16 protein-coding genes are annotated in these 18,511 nt (G+C 35.9%); 5 read left to right on the top strand and 11 right to left on the bottom strand.

Translation table 11 applies throughout. The features are described 5' to 3' along the window. The first annotated feature begins 13 nt into the window (after nucleotides 1-13). On the top strand, nucleotides 14-1,660 hold the full coding sequence (locus DLJ74_RS08330; protein WP_109984122.1) for a methyl-accepting chemotaxis protein: 1,647 nt from the start codon (nucleotides 14-16) through the stop codon (nucleotides 1,658-1,660). A 61-nt stretch (nucleotides 1,661-1,721) separates the two neighbouring features. Here DLJ74_RS08330 and DLJ74_RS08325 read toward each other — a convergent pair whose 3' ends face one another. Beyond that, entirely contained in the window at nucleotides 1,722-4,388 is a 2,667-nt protein-coding gene (locus DLJ74_RS08325) for a DEAD/DEAH box helicase family protein (RefSeq protein ID WP_109984121.1), read from the bottom strand. Nucleotides 4,389-4,538: 150 nt separating this feature from the next. Between DLJ74_RS08325 and DLJ74_RS08320 the strand changes: the two genes are divergently transcribed. Further along, entirely contained in the window at nucleotides 4,539-5,594 is a 1,056-nt protein-coding gene (locus DLJ74_RS08320) for a DUF2515 family protein (RefSeq protein WP_054859227.1), read from the top strand. 14 nt (nucleotides 5,595-5,608) lie between these two features. Here DLJ74_RS08320 and DLJ74_RS08315 read toward each other — a convergent pair whose 3' ends face one another. Genes DLJ74_RS08315 through DLJ74_RS08305 form a run of 3 tightly spaced genes read right to left on the bottom strand, consistent with a single transcriptional unit; the run spans nucleotide 5,609 to nucleotide 7,646 of the window. Continuing rightward, a complete protein-coding gene (locus DLJ74_RS08315) occupies nucleotides 5,609-6,025 on the bottom strand; it encodes a hypothetical protein (protein WP_054859226.1) in 417 nt (138 codons plus the stop codon). A gap of 39 nt (nucleotides 6,026-6,064) precedes the next feature. After that, nucleotides 6,065-6,784: an HAD family hydrolase gene (locus DLJ74_RS08310; protein WP_109984119.1), complete on the bottom strand. Its 720-nt coding sequence runs from the start codon at nucleotides 6,782-6,784 to the stop codon at nucleotides 6,065-6,067. A gap of 10 nt (nucleotides 6,785-6,794) precedes the next feature. Beyond that, a complete protein-coding gene (locus DLJ74_RS08305) occupies nucleotides 6,795-7,646 on the bottom strand; it encodes a patatin-like phospholipase family protein (protein ID WP_109984118.1) in 852 nt (283 codons plus the stop codon). Nucleotides 7,647-7,825: 179 nt separating this feature from the next. Here DLJ74_RS08305 and DLJ74_RS08300 point away from each other — a divergent pair, with 179 nt between their 5' ends. Next, nucleotides 7,826-8,980 (top strand): MFS transporter, encoded by a 1,155-nt coding sequence (locus DLJ74_RS08300; RefSeq protein WP_109984117.1) that lies wholly within the window; start codon nucleotides 7,826-7,828, stop codon nucleotides 8,978-8,980. Between the two features lie 119 nt (nucleotides 8,981-9,099). Here DLJ74_RS08300 and DLJ74_RS08295 read toward each other — a convergent pair whose 3' ends face one another. Both DLJ74_RS08295 and DLJ74_RS08290 read right to left on the bottom strand, forming a co-directional pair. Then, nucleotides 9,100-9,966, bottom strand: coding sequence for a patatin-like phospholipase family protein (locus DLJ74_RS08295; protein WP_109984116.1), 867 nt, complete (start codon nucleotides 9,964-9,966; stop codon nucleotides 9,100-9,102). Between the two features lie 98 nt (nucleotides 9,967-10,064). Continuing rightward, on the bottom strand, nucleotides 10,065-10,517 hold the full coding sequence (locus tag DLJ74_RS08290; RefSeq protein WP_054859222.1) for a nucleoside deaminase: 453 nt from the start codon (nucleotides 10,515-10,517) through the stop codon (nucleotides 10,065-10,067). Between the two features lie 237 nt (nucleotides 10,518-10,754). Between DLJ74_RS08290 and DLJ74_RS08285 the strand changes: the two genes are divergently transcribed. Next, nucleotides 10,755-11,402 (top strand): PD-(D/E)XK nuclease family transposase, encoded by a 648-nt coding sequence (locus tag DLJ74_RS08285; RefSeq protein WP_054859221.1) that lies wholly within the window; start codon nucleotides 10,755-10,757, stop codon nucleotides 11,400-11,402. Nucleotides 11,403-11,414: 12 nt separating this feature from the next. On the opposite strand, the gene DLJ74_RS08280 is transcribed toward DLJ74_RS08285, so the two are convergent. The 4 genes from DLJ74_RS08280 to DLJ74_RS08265 form a co-directional block, all read right to left on the bottom strand. Beyond that, nucleotides 11,415-12,215 (bottom strand): SDR family NAD(P)-dependent oxidoreductase, encoded by an 801-nt coding sequence (locus DLJ74_RS08280; protein WP_109984115.1) that lies wholly within the window; start codon nucleotides 12,213-12,215, stop codon nucleotides 11,415-11,417. An 87-nt stretch (nucleotides 12,216-12,302) separates the two neighbouring features. Continuing rightward, entirely contained in the window at nucleotides 12,303-12,722 is a 420-nt protein-coding gene (locus DLJ74_RS08275) for a hypothetical protein (RefSeq protein ID WP_109984114.1), read from the bottom strand. Between the two features lie 184 nt (nucleotides 12,723-12,906). After that, nucleotides 12,907-14,688: a YhgE/Pip domain-containing protein gene (locus tag DLJ74_RS08270; protein WP_109984113.1), complete on the bottom strand. Its 1,782-nt coding sequence runs from the start codon at nucleotides 14,686-14,688 to the stop codon at nucleotides 12,907-12,909. Then, a complete protein-coding gene (locus DLJ74_RS08265; RefSeq protein ID WP_109984112.1) occupies nucleotides 14,688-16,694 on the bottom strand; it encodes an efflux RND transporter permease subunit in 2,007 nt (668 codons plus the stop codon). The genes DLJ74_RS08270 and DLJ74_RS08265 overlap by 1 nt, the downstream gene beginning before the upstream one ends. 236 nt (nucleotides 16,695-16,930) lie before the next feature. Here DLJ74_RS08265 and DLJ74_RS08260 point away from each other — a divergent pair, with 236 nt between their 5' ends. Next, nucleotides 16,931-17,470 carry a TetR/AcrR family transcriptional regulator gene (locus tag DLJ74_RS08260; RefSeq protein WP_109984111.1) on the top strand — a complete coding sequence of 180 codons (540 nt, stop codon included), beginning with the start codon at nucleotides 16,931-16,933 and terminating at the stop codon, nucleotides 17,468-17,470. Nucleotides 17,471-17,483: 13 nt separating this feature from the next. Here DLJ74_RS08260 and DLJ74_RS08255 read toward each other — a convergent pair whose 3' ends face one another. Next, on the bottom strand, nucleotides 17,484-18,479 hold the full coding sequence (locus tag DLJ74_RS08255) for an LLM class flavin-dependent oxidoreductase (RefSeq protein ID WP_109984110.1): 996 nt from the start codon (nucleotides 18,477-18,479) through the stop codon (nucleotides 17,484-17,486). Nucleotides 18,480-18,511 lie beyond the last annotated feature (32 nt).

Below are 18,511 nucleotides of genomic sequence, written 5' to 3'. Positions count from 1 at the left end.
AGGCTGAAATTCAATGAAATTAAAATATCAGTTAGGACTAATTGCATTTTTACCTATTATCAGCTCTACCATTATTATCGGACTGATCATTGTTCAAATGATGAATATTCAATCATCTAATTCAGAAAAAGTAGAACAATTAGTCAATGTCGAGAAGGTTAATAGCTCTATTCTATCAGTGGAACAAGAGCTGATGAGCTTCTCCTTAAATCGAACAGATGCTGCAGCAGAATCCATTCAGTCCAAATTAGAAAGTACGAAATCTTATCTTAATCTATTAGAGCAAGGAAGCACGAAATCTGAAAAAGATCAATTAACATTAATAGATGAAAAATTTCAACAACTATCAGAGGATGTTGTGCTTGCATTAGAAGATAAGGATAGTGCAGAAGCAAAACGTCAATCAATCCGTACACACGGTATTCAAAACGATATCCACCTTTTACAATTAATGGTCGAAGAGAATTATCAGCATGCACAGATACAATTAAAATCAACTATCCAATCCATTATTCTTTTTGCGATTATTTCTACCATTATTCTACTTACTGGAACGATTATATTTGCCTTGATTATGTCAAAAAGGATTGTTACTCCAATAACGAAATTAACGAACGTTGCTGATAAAATTGCCAAAGGAGACTTGACATCCTCTATTATGAAAACAAAGCGAAAGGATGAAATTGGGACACTTCAAAATCGCTTTATTCAGATGAAGGAGGATCTCCTTACATTGATTACTAACTTAATCGACACATCTCAAAGTGTTGCAGCATCAAGTGAGCAACTGAGTGCCAATGCGGACGAAACAGCCTATACGACAGAACAAATTGCTAAGACAATTCAAGAAATATCAAATGATTCCCATACACAATTAGTAAGTGTAAAAGAAGCAACAGAAAATGTTACGAATATCTCAGAGGATATTGATGCAATCTCTGAGGGAATGGGGCGAGTGATTAGCTCCTCAGAAAAAGCACATCAATTTTCTTCAGACGGATTAGCTTCCGTGAGAAGTGTTAATGAACAGATGGAGATCATCAATCAAAATTCCGAAAAAACAACATCGATTATGAAAAGTCTTGAAAGCCACGCCACGCAAATCAACAAAATAGTAGATATGATAACTAATATTGCAGAGCAGACCAATCTTTTAGCTTTAAATGCAGGAATTGAAGCTGCACGTGCTGGAGAACATGGGAGAGGTTTTGCCGTTGTAGCTGAAGAGGTAAGAAAATTAGCAGAAGAATCAAATCAATCTGCACAACAAATCAATCATTTAATTGATTTAATTCAGTCGACCATGCAAGAAGCAATCGAATCGACGACAAGCAGTAATCAAGCTGTGCAAAAAGGGTCTTCATTAGTAATGGAAACCAATAATGCTTTTGATCAAATCACCGATTCGGTTGCAAGTGTTCAAAAAAGGGTTCATCAAGTGACCAATTCGCTTGAGCAATTGATTTCTGTTCGTCAAAAATTAATACACTCTATGGAACATGTTACGAACATTAGTGAGGATACATCTGTCCATTCTCAAGAGGTTGCTAGTGCAACAGAACAACAAACCGCAACAATTCAAGAAGTTTCCGCAGCTACAAGAACTTTAGCCAATATGGCACAAGGTCTACAGGAAAATGTGAGTCGTTTTAAAATCTAATCTCTCATAAAAACGAAGGCTTAAACATGTCTTATGACAATAGCCTTCGTTTTTCAATCTACTAACTCCAAATACTTTTTCTTTCTGACCGTTTGACAAATTTACTCGACATCGCTTTAAGTCTCGCCTTTAACAAAAGCCTTCTTCCCTCTGGTGTTCTAGTGTAGATCATTTTTGCACTACCGATCTGTTTATTCCATCTAGCTAGTAATTTTTCTACATACTCTTTCTTTCTACCAATCTCCTCAGGAACGGCATGATAGTCATGACGAACCCATAAACGTTTTCCCGATTGACGATGTAAAAGATATCTTGGATTATCAATGGGATCTAATAATTCCTGTAAAGCATCAATGAATACTTTTTGTTCATAGGTAGTTCCTTGTTCCAAATAACAAGATAAACTACCATCGTCTCCTTTATTAATGATAATTTTATTTCTATCCAACGAAGTATGAAGGAGCCCAATATCATATAATGTCAAGTAGATGGTTTCAGCTAATTGTTTCATTCTTGATTCTAAGGAGGAATTGAAAATATATATTCTTAATGCCTTCCACCAATAAGGTGCTGAGAACAACAGCCCTAACAAAAATCCGATACATAAAGTTACTATGATTTCTTCCAAAGATGAGGTGTAATAGCCATATTCCCCCATTTCGACAAAAGCACTTGCCAGGATTACGACAGACATAATGATTAATGATTTCAATGTGTTTCGGAACATAAATAGTGGAGGTAAATTTTTTTGGCTCACTCCCATTTCAATTCGTTTCTTTTCTCCTTTCGCTACTGCTTCACGCCATTTTGCAAATAAACGGCTTCTATTTGTTGCACGATTCTTCATTAGTTTATTTGTTTCGTGTATATCTTGTTGTCGGAAAGGTGGTGCTAGCATTCTAAGTCGTTGGATTCCTGATTGAATGACAGCTATTTCTGCATCAACACCTGTTAGTGAATCAAACCGACGAGTCAAGGATTGAAAATCATATCCAGCATCACTTATCCCTCGATCCACACAAACAAGATGCCAAATATTCGCAACTTTTTCTTCATTCCCATTCTCTGTTCGAAGAGCGCGTCCCCTCATTTGATTGGTCAGCATAAAACTACCTACATACGAAGCTAGAATTAATGTATTTACACTCGGTGCATCCCATCCTTCGCCAAGTAATGCTGTCGTCCCAATTAAAACATCAATATCCCCGTTCGAGAAAATGTCAGTCATTACTTTTACCATTTTTTGTCGAGATGAGCCCTTCCAACTGACGAGAGCATAGTGAGGATCATGGTCCAATTGTTTGACAGAGAACTCTAATGAGGCTTCTTCTAATAAATGTATCGTCTCATTAGGAATTATAACTACAGAGCCTGTTAGGACTCCTAATTTGGAAGAAGTGTCCAGTTGACGACGAAGCTTTTCAAATATTGGAATGACTCCTAGTCGGATAAGTGGCTGCGCTTCCTCATTTGCCTTTGGCAAATCGTCCTGATAAATATAATCTGCTAATATTACCATTCGTAGATTTTTCTTTTGGGATTGCTTCTCTAATTGGACAATTTCGACAATACTATCAAGCTTGGAGGCACTATGTAAAAGAGTTCTTTGCATTGCTCTTGTTGCATGAAGTTTTATTTTTTTATGTTCAATAGATCCAATATGAGATAATTGTTTTTTGATACTTTTTAACGGCTCTTCCTTTGGATTCACATACTTATCTTTATATAGTAGATTGCTTAACAATTCCTCTAGCCAGTGCCGATCAAAGGAAGGAAGCTTTTCTACTTTTTCCTCCATTACTAAAAAGGGTTTTTCCCAATATGCACTATCGACTGCACGCAAATAAAGAATCATGCTTATAAAATATGGATAATTAGCAAGCTTCTCTTCTAGGTGTTCTCCATAATTCATCCACGGGTGATGCTCCATTAATGCTTGGAGGGATTGATTTTGCATTAACTTTTCATGAAATTGTGATACCTGTTGATGAAAAGTATCAATCGGCTCCTTTTCTTTCTTTGTTAAGGAGGAGACCCAGACATAATCTTGGTGTGGACATAAATCTCCTTCTTTTACTAATGCCGCAATTTCAATTTCCTCATCGATTGGACCACAGAGTGCTATGTAGTTTTCCCATTCTGTTTTTCCCACATCATAAGGAGGGGTGGCAGTTAAAGCAACAATGGCTGGATTTTCTAATTGATCTCGTAAATGAATCGTTGTTTTCCACCAACTTGTCCGTAAATGATGAGCTTCATCCAAGATCAATGTTTGAAAGTTTTGTTGAAAAAGTCTGTTAATCGATTCGTATTTTGATTGATCTTCTATGTAGATCTCTTCTTCTTCAAGATCATCCAGTTCAGGCTCTTCTGCCCCGTGCTCCATTTTATGAAATAAAGCAAAAATCCCTTGGTAAGTGGTAATCGTTAGAAATGATGGATTTTTTATATCTGTTGAAATCCAATTAGGACGTTCTTTTTTTTGCAAAAATAGCTCTGTAAAGCGGTCTGCCCATTGGTTCCGTATGGCAATCGTTGGAGCAATGATAAGTGTCGCTTTGTTTAATCTTCGCATAACTTCTAGTCCTAACACCGTTTTACCTGAACCAGGTGGAGCTACGAGATGAAGATGTCGATTAGCCAAATGCTCGTCTAAATTATTTAACACTTCTCCTTGATAGCTTCGCCAAGGAAAGCAAAAGTTAATATCATCAGGAAATTTATTCATCAATTCACCTTCCTCTCTTCATCTATGTACGATTTACGAGTGGTGTTGGTTTCGCTGCTCTCAGTTTAGCATATTTTTGGTATGAACCTTAAAACGGCTGGATATCCTAAATAGTAATGATCATGTTTTGCATGGAGAGGAAGAGCCATTTTGGGTCATTCCAGAAAACTACCACTGAAATTAGAGTGTCTCAAAAGAGCATTACAATCGAGACAGATACCCATTCATCCTAATGCTAAAGAGCAAGAATTAGTCAAAGCCATTCAAAGAAAAGTAAATGAAAAAAATCAAAACAATATTACAAGAACAAATGCTTATTTTCAATTTTTTCAAGCATTTCCGGAAATACAATGGGCGTTTCTAGCACATATGGTCTCAAGGAATAGTGGTTGGAACATGACAGATTTAAAGGGGAGCTATTTATCCGAGCTACTTACCGATAAGCAACAGGAATATTTTTTTAACTATTTAGAGCGAAGTAATTGGTTAATCTTTCAGGATGCCTATCCACAGCTTTTATTATATAAAGAAGCTAAGAAAAGTGGGAGGAATTTATTCCATCTTTTACCCTGTTTCGGTGTATCTGTTTTTATGCAGACCATTTGGAATACTTTTTATTCTTATCATGATAAAGAATTGCTGTCTGTAGCTCTCATTATAAATGAACAACATTATATTGAAAATCGAGTGATTCACAACTCCAATTATCGTGCAAATCTGTTGGAACTAGCCGAAATTAAATTCCAAGAATTATTACAATTAAATATGATCCTCTTTCCATATCAAGATGGGAGTAGGACGAGGTTAGTCGGGCAAGCTGTCAATCATTTCGCTGCATTAGATAAGCGAATATTATTAGGGAAACGCTTATATGAAATTTTATTTGATCCTACTTATTTTCAAAAAATCCTGACAATGGCTTGTCAACACCCGCACACAGGATCACGAGAAGATTTCTTTCCTAATCTATTCCAGAGTGAAAGGCTAGGAAAAGGATTTCCCTTATATAGCCCTAAGTTACAAAGTGCTTGGGAGGATGTTCAGCACAAGCCTGCAGAGACCGGAGATTGGTATAAAGATTGGAAAGTCCTTTACTATTTTCTTAAGGATCAAGCGCATTATTATCCAGATATTCTCGATTTATATATTAAATCTTTGCATACATTGGAACAGGCCGCTCTCCTAAAGGATAGATGGTTAAAATAATACAACCGAAGCTGTTAGGCAGCCTCTTTTGTGATACTTGCAGCGTTTAATATTAATATATAAACTGGATACACTATGAACCCACCTATTAAGAAGAGACCTGTGACAGGAGACGGTGTATCTCCCTCATTTGTTACTGGAAATAAAACCGCACAATGATAAATAAGAAGTATAAAATAAGGAATCCAAAGGACAAGTGTCCAAAAATTAGCCTTCCTTTCCGTTAGCCATCTTTTAGATAAATTGATAATCAGAATGGAACCAACTATTAACTCGACAATTATAATGCCAATCATCCATTTTTGGACATCGTTCACTTCCGATGATAACCATCTACTTATTCTGTATGTGTTTAATATAAGCTCGAGAGGGAACCAAATCACTACAGCATAGAGCATGCTAATTATATTTAACTTAATAAAATAATGCATCATTAAGACTCCTAACACTTCCTAAATCAATTCGGACTATTAACACTGTAAGCTATCTAGCTTTTGAAAATATGCTAAAAGCTCCTTTGCACTATGCACTTCTTTATCAGCATACCATCTACTATTTTTCGGGACTTCCCTGTTTCGATGATTAAACCATACAGCCTTCCACCCTGCTTGCTTTGCACCAATAATATCTTTCTCATAAGAATCTCCAACATACACCGTTTCGTTCGGATTACAGGCTAATTCTTCTTCGACTATCTTAAAAATCTCTTTTTTTGGTTTAGCATAGCCATAGGAACCAGAAATATAAATATGCTTGCTTAATACCCATTGATTAAGCTGTAATTGCTTGATCTTCATGCTTTGATGGTCTGTCTCTCCATTTGTTAATATAGCTAACTGTTTGCTACTTTGCTTCAATAAATCAAATAGCTCTATTACCTCCGGAAAAAGCTTGATATTCGCTTGCTCTCTTGCATAGAAATGATGAAATGTAGTAGCCTTCTCTTGATCAAGCGGTATTTCAAAGTCCTCACATGCACGAATAATGCGTCCGATCTGCCAATCGAATACCGTTATCTCTCCACGCTCAGATTGATCGAAAAGCATTTCACTATAATGACGGCTAGCTCTGTATATCTGATCGATGTCTTTATATGAAAAATGATCCCCTATTAGCTTTCTAAATGTTGTATGAAAGGATAATGCCTGATCATACAAAGTGTCATCTACATCAAAAATAATCGTATCCATCGCTACCTCCTTAGGATGACAAGAATTCTTTAAGAGGCTCTCCAAGTTTTTTTACATCATGATAGCCTTTTTGATATAAATCCATTAATTTATTTTTATTTTTTTCCACTCGCCCTACTTGCAATTTTTCTGTCGGATTTATAATAAATACATTACCTTTTTTCTCTTCTTCGTAAAGGTAGTTCAACGTGTCATTATATTCGGAATGTCTTTTCTGAATTGCCTCAAGTAATCCGGGATACTGACGGTATTTTTTTCGAATATACCAATTAAAGGATTGCGGTTTCTTATAATAACCTCTATTTCGTGTTAAAATCACCACATTTTTATTGTTTCCCTCTTTCATCGACTGCTTAATCGGAATCGGTGATGTGATGCCTCCATCCATTAATACACGATTATCGAAATGGACAGCCGGTGCAACTAAAGGTAACGAGCTAGATGCTCGAAGAAGAGTAATCATATCCTGCGCATAATCTGATTTGCGGTAAAACAGTGCATCACCTGTCACACAATCTGTCACACCAACTACGAACTCCTCCTTTGCATGATGAAACGTTTCGAAGTCAAATGGGACTAGCTCATTTGGCAATGTTTCAAAAATAAAATCCATTCCAAATAACTGACGTTTCGTAATCCAATTTCGAAAAGATAGATATTCAGGGTGACTGACATAATCAATATTTACACGCTTATTTCGGTCTATCTGTCGTGCAATATAGGAGGATCCACAACAAGCACCTGCCGAGACTCCAATAACATATGGAATATAGATATTTTCCTCCATTAAATATTGTAAAACACCACCTGTATAAACCCCTCTACTTCCTCCACCTTCTAACACTAATCCTGTATTTTTCATATTATATCTCACCTAACTTTTCCTTTAAATGACAGTATCATTATCATACAACAGCCTGTCTTACATTGCTAGTATTCTAAATTGACTAAAATTTTGTAGAAAAGTCCATTCTATTGAAAGATAGCATCTTTTTCCTGTATGATAAGTACCGATATCTTAAGAAAGGTGAAGGGATAATCATGAATAATCAGTTACGATTAACCATTTTAGTTATTGTTGTAGCTGTTGCAGGCTTTAGTCAGGGCATGCTTCTTCCATTAATTGCAGTTATATTTGAAAATAGTGGGCTCTCTTCGTTTTTAAACGGAATCAATTCTACGGCATTGTATATTGGTATTTTATTTACTTCTCCATTCATGGAGCCTCTATTAAGAAAGTTTGGGTATAAGCCTCTTCTAGTTATAGGAGGATTGCTTGTACTAATTTCGCTCGTACTATTTTCACTATGGCAATCATTTTGGTATTGGTTTTTCTTAAGAATGATAATTGGTATTGGTGATAATGCCGTTAATTTTACTGCTCAAACTTGGATTACCGAATTCTCTCCTGAACAAAAGAGGGGACGAAATATTGCTCTGTATGGATTATCTTTTGGAATAGGATTTGCTGTTGGACCTTTGATGGTACCACTTGTTAATATTCATGAAAGCTTGCCATTTCTTATCTCAGCTGGGTTTAGTCTAGTAGGTTGGTTCTTATTATTTATCCTTCGAAATGAACTACCTGAACAAGACTTAACGATGAGCTCTTTTCGAGATACATTTAGGCGATTTGGTCAAGCTTGGAGGTATGCATGGATCGCTTTTTTACCACCATTTGCTTATGGATTTTTAGAAACTTCTTTAAATGGGAACTTTCCAGTGTATGCTTTACGAATTGGAATAGAGGTAAGTCACGTTTCTGCATTACTATTTGCTTTTTCTATAGGAGCGATTGTCTTCCAGCTTCCACTTGGTATTATCGGGGATCAGCTTGGTAGAGAAAGGTTGGTTACTATTGTCCTGCTGGTTGGCTTTCTCTGTTTTACAGTGGCTGGATTAATGGAGGATTATTTTTATGTACTACTAGTCTGCTTATTTACCGCTGGGATGTTTGTTGGTTCCATGTTTTCAATAGGAATTACCTACATGACTGATTTGATGCCGCGGAACCTCTTGCCTACAGGTAACCTTCTATGTGGTATATTTTTTAGCATAGGAAGCTTAACTGGTCCATCAATCGGTGGATTATTTATTCAATTTGCTCCAACCACAAGCTTTTTTTATGTAATAAGTGGGCTACTTTTGCTCCTATTTCTTATAACATTCGGAAGGAAAATAGCTAGACTAAGTTAAATGGTGGATGTCTTTTATTCCTATCCTTTTTTTCTGAGTGGTTCATTAATGTGCTTAAAGCGTTTAGGAAATCGATAAAGCTTTCGACTCCTAAACGCTTCCATTCTCTTATTCGAAACTTAAATAACCTCTTGCTTCACCTCTAAAAATTCTTTAAGTGGCCGTATAAGCTTTTTCATTTCTTCATACCCTTGCTGATATAAATCCGTTAATTTGTTCTGGTTTTTTTCCATTCTGCCCACTCGGAGTTTTTCGGTTGGACAAATAAGGAAAATATTTCCTTTTTTCTCTTGGTCATACAGATAATTTAGTACATCATTGTAAACAATATGTCGCCTTTCGATAGCCGCTAACAATGCGGGATATGCCTGATATTTCTTTTTTATGAGCCAATGAAATGCCTCCATTTTTTTAAAATAACCTCGATTTTTAGTTAATATAACAATATTTCGTGAATTTCCATCTTTCATCGACTGTTTAATTGGAATCGGATCGGTTATCCCACCGTCTAAGAGCTCCCTATTCTCAAATGAAACAGCTGGGGCAATCAGCGGCAGAGAACTAGATGCTCTTATTAGTGTCATCATTTCTTGGGCATATTTCGATTTATAATAATAGACTGGCGTTCCAGTAATACAGTCTGTTGCTACCACAACAAATTCTTCTTTCGCCTTTTGGAATGTTGGATAATCAAATGGCTCTAATTCATTCATTAATGTTTCGAATAAAAAATCCATCCCAAAAAGCTGTTTTTTTGTAAACAAATTTTTTAAAGATAGATAATCTGGATGCTGCACATAATCAATATTTACCTTTCTATTACGATCAAGCTGCCTGGAAATATAGGAGGAACCATTACAAGCACCTGATGAAACTCCCATCACATAAGGTATGTATATATTTTGCTCCATTAAATACTGTAACACTCCTGCTGTAAAAACCCCTCTGCTACCGCCACCTTCTAATATTAAACCTACACCTTTCATAAGACCGTTTCACACCACCCTGTCTCTTCCCGTCTTTACCTAATAATTTAGTAGTTAAAGAACCTTATGAGGAATGTACAACATTTTATGCCTAATAATTAATTACTTTCTTTCCATAATTTCATTGGATCTAGCTGCCCTTTATCGAGGGATAATTGTTCTATTTTGATGGATCGTTGATTTTTTGGTTTTTGAAGATCATGATAAATCTCCTTAGATTTCGTTAATCCTACCTCTGTTGCCTCATCTACACTTTGACAAAAGTAAACCTGATTGATCCCCGCAAAATACATTGCGGTCAAACACATGGCACATGGCTCTCCACTTGCATATATAACACAACCCGATAAATCATTCGTATTTAGCCTCTTTTGCGCTCGACGGATAGCGAGTAATTCAGCATGACCGCTTACGTCATGATAAAGATGTAATTCGTTAACACCTTCCGCCAAAACCTCCTCATTACGGACTAATACGGCTCCAAAGGGTTGTCCTCCTTCTTGAACATTTTCTAATGCAAGCCGAATGGCGTGGTTCATATATGAATTCATAAATGATTCTCCTTTCTGGCAATATGAAGTATAAGTAGATTATATAAATGTAGTTTAACATAACTTTTTCAAACCAAAATATGAAAAGCTTTCATCTATGATAAATGCAGGTGTCTAAAAGGAGTTCTTACATATCAAATATCTAATAATCTAGATGGTAATTTTAACAAATCCATATTTGGCTATTTGACTAAAAAAGCAGTATCTAAAATAATATAGCTAAAGGAGGGACCAGAGATGAGCCACGTAAGATTTACATATTCTACATTAAATGATGACATTATTCAGATTATTCAAGAAGATGAAGTACTCTTTTCTTTTATTAAAGCACTACTCCTATCCAAATTTAAAAAAGACCCGATAGAAAAACTAACATTAATAAAAAAAATACCTATCACCTATTATGCGAATACGGAAAAAAATAAGGATTACTTGATCGAAATACACTTTCTACACTTGTTCGATAATATAATTCACAAATTTTTTCATACTCCTCATTACAAACAAGAAGATTATTCTCACAAACAGCAAATAATTATCATAAAGTTTTTAACATTCCCATTATTTTTAAACACAACAAAATTTCACTCCATATATTTACCTGTATATAATTACTCTCTTAGTAATCAGCTTGAATATCATTTCATTGAACTGCCTAAGGTAATAAAGGCTTGGCAAAATCAGATAATAAATCCCTTGCAGGATCATTTTGCAAGATGGCTTCTTTTTCTCGGAATGATTGATCAGCAGCAAAGGATTTATCATGAAAGTATTTACGAGCAATTATGGAAAATAGCGAAAATAGACAAATCCTTGGAAAGAGCTTTGGTTGGTTGGAAGAATAAAAACTCCAAGAAGGTGAGCCAATCTATTATGAAGGCATAATTTCAACATTATTTATCTCATAACACTTCCACCTGAAATTTTCACTGATTCACCAACTATGTTCTTCGCAGCATCTGTCAAAAGAAAAGCTATTGTATTCGCGACTTCTAGAGTTGTCGTGAGCTCACCTGATGGAATACTATTCTTAGCATTTCTCATAGCAGTCTTATACGAGATTTGATTTCGCTCCGCTTTTTTAGCAATGATTCCTCTTGCCATATTCGTATCAACAAATCCAGGACAGACTGCATTAACACGAATGTTATGCCTTATTGCTTCAACAGCCATAGATTGAGTCCATCCTATGACAGCAAATTTACTTGCTGCATAAGCACTATTACCATATGTACCTCTCAATCCAGAGAGTGAAGCAATATTCACTATATTACCATGTTTTCTTTTGATCATTTTTTGGTAAATGGATTGTGTCAAACTAAATGCAGAAAAATAATTGACTCTCATAATATGTTCGACTTCCTCTTCACTCAAACTTTCAACGACTGTTCCCCCCGTTATTCCTGCTGAATTTACTAGACCTGAAACTATGCCAAATGCTTCCTCTGATTTGGTTAGTAGGTTTAACCTTCCCTGTTCATTATTGATATCTGCTTCTATTGCATGAATTTTATCCTTTGTTGTCACATTTTCGAGTTCTGTTTTTAATTGTACTAGCCTTTTTTTATTTCTTCCTGTAATGGTTACTTTTGCTCCCATTTTAGCAATTGTTTTTGCTGTCTCGGAGCCAATTCCACCTGTAGCACCTGTTATTAATATATGTTGATCAAGTAATGCTTCTTTTGAAAAAATTGACATTTTCTTACCTCCTATACTACGTTCTCACCATTGTATTTTCACCTATTTCAAAGTTTTAAACATACCTTGCTCTTATCATTACTTTCTTTAATCCAATACTTCTATAGAAATAGCCTCTATTAAAGGTGCTATCATCAATTCTTTTTTTCCTCTTCCTTCATATTGATTACGAATAATCCCTACTACCCGGATAGTATTATTAACTTTTACGTTCAGTTTTGTTTGTTTTATGTAAATCAATAAATTTTGTTCTTTTTTCAGGATTGTATATACAGGTAGATAAGTCATCCCTTTATTGTTTTCAATAACCTTGATCACTTTTGCGGTAAGTATTATTTGATGATTATAATAGGCTTGCGGATTCCTGTACATTTTTGCAAAATCCTTTATTGGTACCATCTTTCTTGCCTTGGTTTGAGTAGAACTGTTCGATTTTCGAGCATTATAGCTTACAAGTAGAATAAGTGATGCAAACAATATGAGTAAGGTAGTTACAATTTCCTTCATCCATTCCTTCTCCCTTAAGCTTGATTTTGATTCCAGTATAAGGGGTAATTAGGTACTATCTTTGTCATAATGGAAAATTGTTAGTTGTTTTTATAAAAAATATCATAACGTTAGTCATGACAAGGGATAGAGAAAGGTGAAATAAAAAATGGAAAGTGACATAATAGTGCCACTTTCCAATTACTTAGCGGAATAAATCCCATAATTTGTCCCAAAAACTTTTCTCTTTTTGCTCTTCTTCTTTCTCTTCCTCTTTATCATCCGATTTCTTTATATCTTCTGTTTTAATGACAAACTGAACGGTACCTACCTTTTCATTTTTCTCAGATACAAAAGATATGGCCTTAAAATCAGATTTATCATATTTATTGATCATCTCGTCTACTTCTTTTTGCATTTGTTCCGGAATCTCGCTTGTAGAATCAGCTAATTCGGTTGTACCGTTGTGTAACTCCTTCGCTCCGTTTTCCAATTCCTCTGTACCCTCACCTAATTCAGATATTCCATTATCCAGATCTGTATAGGTATTGGAAAGCTTATGAACTCCATTCGTATATTCCTTTAGCCCATTGTGAAATTCCTGATATTTACTAGCTAGTTGTGACACACCTTCTTGAAGTTTAGTAACCGATTGTTCGATGTTGGCTGGATCTGTAGCATTCGTGATTTCTTTTGACATGGTTCTTAAAGAAGTCACCATCTTCGTAAGGGAACCATTGACTTCCTTTAGGGTTGGACTTACCACCGAAAAAGCTTCTTTAACTTGTTTATATGTTGCTTTTGTTTTACGAGCTTGCTTATAAGTTTCGACTAGTTTATCAACCACTTTTTCATCATCGGTGCTTTGCTTCAATTGATTAATCTCATCATTTGAAATTTCATAATCAGGAATTGCTGTAATTGCTTGATCCAAAGCTTGATACGCATTATCATAATTTTCTTGTAAACTAGACAAGCCTTTCTCCGTACTCTCCAATCCATCTGCAAGTTCCTTTAGCCCATTTATGAGCTCAGTAAAGTCTCCTGCTCCAAACTCTTGATTTAGTGATTCCTTCATTTTGCTTAGTGCCTCATTTATTGCGGATGAGCCATTGATTAATTCCTCTGAACCGTTATCGAGCTCATTTATACCATTCTGATATTGATTAGATCCATTTTCTAAGCTAGCCACCCCATCATTTAATTCGCTGATACCCTGCTGCAATTGACCGACACCATCATTAATTTCTCCAGTTGCATCAGACAAGGATTGGAAATCCTCTGTCATTTCATCCACGTTTGGTGAATCGATTGACATAGAAGATGGAACAGCTGAGATCTCGATCCCGTTTAATTCTAGATCTACTACATCTGCTTCTAGGACAAATGTTTGTTCTTGCTCTGGCATTAACGTGAAGCTTATCTGCTTATTTTTTCCTGCATTCGCTACAGTCGCTTCCTCTGCAATGATATTTTCATATTTCGAAGTGTCTAATGTTAAGGCGATTTGCAATAAATAATTTTCATAAAAGATATCCCCTGCATTTTCATTTTTAGAGGTAGCTATCTCTATTTTTAAGTGTCCATCCTCCCCTAACAACTGGTCTGACGGTATAACTTTACCATCTAGCTGATAAGAGATATCAAAATTCCATGGTAATGGCTTCTCCTCAAGATTTCCTTGATAAAAAAAGGTATCAGTTGAGGCAGTAAAGGAAACTTTATTTTTTGCTAATGACAATTCAGATAAATCTGTTAGATTTTTGACACTTTTATAATCGCCATAATCTTCGAGATCTCCTTTTTCCTTTATTTGAAAACTATTAACGACATACATTTCCTTCTGTGATCCATTTGGCTTTAAGGTTGTGTAAACTACTTCATCTTTCGTCTTATAGCTTCCTTGCTCAGCAGCAATAATAACTGGTAAAAAGGAAAATAGTAGTAAACCTATAATCATTAATATCACGAATTTCCTAAATTTCATCATGATCCCTTCCCTTTAAAAAAGTTTGGTTTCCATGTTGTTTTTTCGATGACCTTATCCAGTATGACTAACAACGCGGGTAGGAAAAAGACTACCATAGTAAATGCGAGTAATGTTCCCCTACCGAGTAATAACCCAATTGATGAGACAATCGGATTGGAGGAGGTCCATGCTAGTATAAAGCCAACACTTGATAAGATCGATGCTGAAATTAAAATGGAAAAGATTTTTTCATCGATCGTCTTTTTAATAGCCTGAACTGCAGGCATTTCTTTACGGTTTTTTTCGTATGCTTCTGTTAACAATATCGCATAGTCAACTGTTGCGGCCAATTGTACTGTACTTATTATTAAATATCCGACATATACAAGTGGTGTATCGGTGAAATACGGAACAGATAAATTAATCCAGACCGATGATTGAATGGTAAGCAATAAGACAATAGGTATAGTGATCGAGCGGAAAGTCACCAATAACACGATCGCAATCGTTATAATTGTTAAAAGATTGACTAGTTGATTATCCTTCTCTACCGTGTTTTTGATATCATATAAGGTAACACTTTCTCCAAGTGAATAAACATCTTCTCCATAATATCCTGAAGCCATTTCTTCTACTTTTTCGATCAGAGTAAAGGCAGCTTCCCCTTCAGCGTCTTGATTTGTATTCAAAATAATTCGCGCAAATTGATCAGAATAGAATTGTTCTGCCACAGACTCCTCTAAATATTCTGGAGGAATCACAGGATCCACTGTATTGACATAAGCTAACACGCTTGATACTTCCTCTAATTTTTCTAAATCCTGTACAAGCTCTTCTTCTTTTGCAATGTCACCTTTTGGTACAAGTAATACCATTGGAGTATTCTTTCCAAAGGTTTGTTCAATAGCGAGTTCATCTTGCCCGATTCTTGTATTTTCAGGCTGTTCGCCCGTACCATAAATAAAGTTGGTATTGCTTTGTCCTAAATAAGCTGGGACAATCATTAAAAAAACGAGTATTAACACAGGTATTTTTAGTTTTAATACACTTTTTCCAATATTTTTAAATGCAGGAATAATGGGCTTGTGCTTCGTTTTATCTATCCATTTATAGAAGGTTAATGTTAAAGCAGGTAAGAAAATCATTACACAGATAAAGCTTAACAGGATTCCTTTTACAAGGTTTATCCCCAAATCAGAGCCAATCTCGAAATTCATAAAACTGAGTGCCATAAAACCAAAGAAGGTCGTCGAAGCACTTGCTGTAATCGCAGGAAAGGATCGCTTTATTGCCATACGCATCGCTTCTACTGGTTCTTTTCCTTCCTGTCGAAAATCTGAGAAGCTATGAAGCAGAAATATGGCATAGTCAAGCGATACAGCAAGTTGAAGAATTGGTGCAACTGACTGTGTAACAAAGGATACTTCACCTAGAAAAATATTTGTACCCATATTAACAAGCACAGATACTCCAATCGCAGTTAAAAAGAAGACTGGCTCCATCCAGGAATTAGTGGATATAACAAGTATAAGAATAATAATCGGGACTAATAAGAGAGCAGCATAGGCAGATTCTGTTCCAGCCATCTTTTGAGAATTTGCTGTATTAAGCGCCTCTCCGGACATAGCATTTTCTTCGCCAATAAGTTTATATACCTTATCTGTTACCTCTACTTCTTCCCCTTCTTGAATATGAAAAGATAACAAGGCATCCTTATCTTTATAGTAAGATTCCACGGTATCTTGATCTGCCATTTCTAATGGTGTCTTTAGATCAATAGCGTCATCCAACCACATCACTTCACTTACACCATCAATTGCTGCTATCTTTTCTTTGTAATCAAGTGCTTCTTGGACGGTGACATCTTTAATCATTACTCGAGTATTGGCAACCGCTGCATCAAATTCTTCTTCCATTGTGTCCATTGCGGTCATTGACGGTGCATCTTCTGGTAAATAGTCAACCATATTATAATTAACTGATACGCCAAATTGTGCGATCGAACTAATCAAGGCAATTACCATAAATACAACCACGATAATTTTTTTGTTTTTAATTATTTTTGTTGAAAGATCAATCGTGGATCATCCTCTCTCTTGCCAAATCTAAAACTACACTATATCATTATATAGACACCGTGTTGCCTAATCAACAAACAGTTTTAGAAATAACGTCTAATTTCCAACATATTTTAATTTTTTGTCGGAATGTTACAAAAAATTCACATTTATTTTGTAATAAAAAAGGGGGGCTTCTAAGAATGGCTGCAAGGCTGGATCGACGCAAAAAATATACCCGGATGGTGCTAAAGGATAGCTTAATGCATTTGTTAAATCAGAAACCTTTATCTGCAATAACTGTAAAAGAGATATGTATGGAGGCGGATATTAATCGTTCTACTTTTTACACGCACTATAAAGATCCGCTCGATTTATTGCATCAGATTGAAGAGGAAATTATAGAAGAAATGAATAAGCATTTAACGGAATGTAATTTTGCCAAGGAAGAAGAGTCTCTTCAGCTTACAGAAACTCTTCTAGAATATATCATTGAACAAAAGCATGTATGTCAAACTTTGCTCAACCAAAATACGGGAACAAGCTTTCAGAAGAGAGTGATGATTATAGCAAAGCAAATTTTAATGGATCACGCCGTGACAGAAAAGTCTGATCGGACTGATTATTTCATTACTTTTATCATAAGTGGTGCCATTCATGTAATTAAGGACTGGTTGAATAATGGTACGAAGCAATCCCCAAAAGAAATGGCGGAACTAATTAACCTATTTGTAAACAGATAGTAGGACACTACCCTTAAAGCGAAAATACTTCAGCAATTAATCGGTAGGAGTTTACCTTCTCCTTAAAATCATAAATATTCGTAATAATCATGAATTCATCTGTGTTGTACAACTTACTTAAACGTGTTAGTTCTGTTTTTACTTTTTCTGGAGTCCCAATAATGCATCTTTTTCGATTTTTTTCTATCTGTTTTAATTCTGATGAAGTGAATGGTTTCTTTTTGACCTCTTCCACTGATGGGACTTTGGTGTCTCTTCCCTGACCAACTTGGAGTAGCCATTTATCTTGACTTAGTGCAAGCTCCTCAGCTTTTTCTTGTGTTTCCGAGCAAACCACAAAAATACATATCATTTTATTTGGTCGATCAAATGTTTCAGACGCTTGGAAACTTTCCACATAGGTTCGAAGAATGCCTTCCCCATTGTCTGGACGAATAAAATGCCCAAATACAAAGCCGATACCTAATCTTCCCGCATTTATTGCCGCCCTCTCTGATAATCCTAACAACCAGAGCCTAGGAGCTTGATCTATTCTAGGACCTGCTTTTACCAGGCGAAATGAATGCTCTCTTGGTAGTGTATTATGTAAGAAACCTTGTACATCTGAGAGCTGTCTAGGAAATTCCCCCATTTCTCTTGGCAGCCCGTCTAATAAGGCGCTCCTTGTTAATTGTGAACCACCTGGTGAACGACCAATTCCAAGGTCAATCCTGTTTGGAAATAATGCTTCAAGTGACAAAAATGTTTCTGCAACCTTTAGCGGACTATATTGTGGGAGTAGTACACCACCAGATCCAACCCGTATTCGCTTCGTAGTGGAAGCAATTCGAGCTATAATTATTTCCGGGGCGATGCTTGCCAATCCATTTGCATTGTGATGCTCCGCCATCCAGTAACGAGAATAGCCTAACTCCTCTGCTTTTTTGGCAAGAGCCACTGTATTTTCTAATGTCTTGATTGGATCAGATCCTCTGGAAATGGGGGCTTGATCTAATACACTTAGTTTCATGCTATACCCACCCTTTTACATATGTCTATTCT

The organism is Gracilibacillus dipsosauri (genome assembly GCF_003176895.1).
Lineage (GTDB): Bacteria > Bacillota > Bacilli > Bacillales > Amphibacillaceae > Gracilibacillus > Gracilibacillus dipsosauri.
Note: the sequence above shows the minus strand (reverse complement) of the source record. Positions and strands in the feature narration are given on the sequence as shown.